This is a genomic window from Mesorhizobium sp. M2C.T.Ca.TU.002.02.1.1, assembly GCF_003997225.1.
Genome location: NZ_RZTO01000898.1, coordinates 1 through 2361, shown reverse-complemented (window position 1 = coordinate 2361; position 2361 = coordinate 1). Strand labels below are relative to the sequence as shown.

At 62.6% G+C, this 2361-nt stretch carries 2 protein-coding genes; one reads left to right on the top strand and one right to left on the bottom strand.

Going from position 1 to position 2361, the window contains the following annotated elements; translation table 11 throughout:
- Window positions 1–1173: Xaa-Pro peptidase family protein (locus tag EOD07_RS31125; RefSeq protein ID WP_164772720.1), on the bottom strand; the 1173-nt coding region annotated here is incomplete at its 3' end.
- A 333-nt stretch (window positions 1174–1506) separates the two neighbouring features.
- Here EOD07_RS31125 and EOD07_RS31120 point away from each other — a divergent pair.
- On the top strand, window positions 1507–2361 hold an 855-nt coding region (locus tag EOD07_RS31120), incomplete at its 3' end, for an ABC transporter substrate-binding protein (RefSeq protein ID WP_245470555.1).

Genomic DNA, 2361 nt, shown 5'->3' with positions numbered 1-2361 from the left:
GTTCCACCCCCGCCCGCGGTCGCCGAACATCACATAGCCGGCGTCAGTCACAGCGACAGTGTCCTCCAGCTTGATGAAGCCGCGCGTCGGATGGAGCATGGTGGTCTCGACCGACAGCACCATGTTCTTTTCCAGCGGCTTGGCCGCATAGGTGCCCTCATAGGCGACCGGATGATTGGTCATCAGGAACGGCGCCTCATGCGTGATCAGCCCCATGCCATGGGCGAAGAAATCCGTGTAGGCCGCGACCTTGGAGGCTTTCAGCACGCTTTCCGCATGCGCGATCATGTCGCCGCCCAGCGTGCCTGCCTTGACCCTGGAAAAGGCCGCCTGCTGCACCGCTTCGACCTCGGCCAGAAGATCCTCCAGCTCGGCATCCGGCTCGCCGAGCACGCCCATGCGGCAGAGGTCGCCGATATAGCCGTGATAGTTGCCGCCGGAATCGATCGACATCACCTCACCCTTCTTCCACGCCTGGCTGGACGCCGCGCGGTTGTGGCTGGAGCCCAGCGTCAGCAGGCAATATTCGAAATGCGCGCCGCGATTGGTCTCCTCGCGCCTCAGCCGCTCGATGATGTCGGTCTTGCTCGTGCCTTCGCGCGCCCAGGCAATGGTCGCCAGCATGGAATCCGTGATCAGCTCAGAAGCGATGCGCAGCTGTTCGAGCTCCGCTTCGGTCTTGATGGCGCGCATGCTCTCCAGCATGCCGGTCGCGTCGATCAGCTTGGCATCCGGCAGCGCCTTGCGGATCAGCATATAGGCGTCGGACGGCAGGAAGCCCGGCTCAATGCCGATGCGGGCGGTTTCCTTGCCGATCTGCTTGAGATGCTCGACCGCCAGATTGGCGGCATCTAGCGTGCCCCAGCAAGCGGCGTGCAGTGTCGGCGTCCAGAAGGGATGGTTCTGGTGCTCGCCGCCTTCCATCTTGTTGCCGATATAGGCGGCATGCTCCGGCCCGCCTTTCTCGTAAAGGACGATCGGCAGATAGCGGCTGTGGCCGATCGCATCCATCGCGGCGAAGAAGATGAACTTGTAGCCGCCGAGCAGATATTGCGTGTTGTGCTTGGAGGTGGCGAAGAGCACGTCGATGCCGGCCTCTTCCATCAGCCGGTCCACCCGCGCCTGGTCGAACGGAATGCTGCTGACTTCGGTTTTGCCCGGAGCGATGTTCATCTGCCTCTCCCTGTTTTTCATCGGCCGCAGGAGCGCCGAACGTCATGATTTATGGCTGTCGGCCAAATCTGCATCATTTTGGCCACTCTGGTCCAGCCAGAATTGATCACTTTCGCGCCAAAGACAGTTTCCGTTCGAATCTTGATCTTGCTTCGCCATAATCTGGTCCTACCAGATAAGGCGTCGGAGACTCCTTCCGCCGGCTGGTCCAGCGGACGGAAATTTCAAAGCCAAGCCATGATGCGCCAAAACCGTCTCTGGCGAAACCTTTGCCAAGGGCCATAATCACGCGATTGCCGCGCCTGCCATGGCGCGAGGAGGGGAGTTTGAGCGATGTCCGAATTGACGATTTCACGCCGCGGCCTGCTGGCCGGCTCGGCGCTGCTTTGGGCCTCGACCGCGCTGCCGGCCATCACCTTCGCGCAGACGCCGAAGAAGGGCGGCCGTCTCGTGCTGGCCGCCGATTCCGAGCCGCGCAACCTCAACCCCGCGATCGTCGCTTCCAACGGCGTCTTCTTCATCTCCAGCAAGATCGTCGAGACGCTGGCCGAAGCCTCTTTCGACGGCAAGGACGGGCTCGAACCCCGCCTGGCGCTTTCCTGGGAGGGTGCGGCCGACGGCCTGTCGGTGACCTTCAAATTGCGCGACGGCGTCAAATGGCATGACGGCAAGCCCTTCACCTCCGCCGATGTCGCCTTCTCGGCGCTGCAGATCTGGAAACCGCTGCAGAATCTCGGCCGCACCGTGTTCAAGGACCTGGAGGCCGTCGATACGCCGGACGAGCTGACGGCGGTCTTCAAATTCGCCAAGCCGACGCCGTTCCAGCTGATCCGCAACGCGCTGCCAGCGCTGTCGAGCGTCGTGCCGAAACACCTTTATGAGGTGGGCAAGATCGAGGAGAACCCGGCCAACAACGCGCCGGTCGGCACCGGCCCGTTCAAATTCGCCGAGTACAAGGCCGGCCAGTACTATCGGCTGACGAGGAACGACGCCTATTGGGGCAAGGACGAGCCCTATCTCGACGAGATCGTCTACCAGGTGCTCCCCGATCGCACATCTGCCGCCGCGGCGCTCGAGGCGGAAGAAATTCAGCTTGCCGCCTTCTCCGCCGTGCCGCTCGCCGATCTCGACCGCATCTCCAAGGTGCCCGGCCTGAAGGTCATCACCAAGGGCTATGAGGGCCTGACC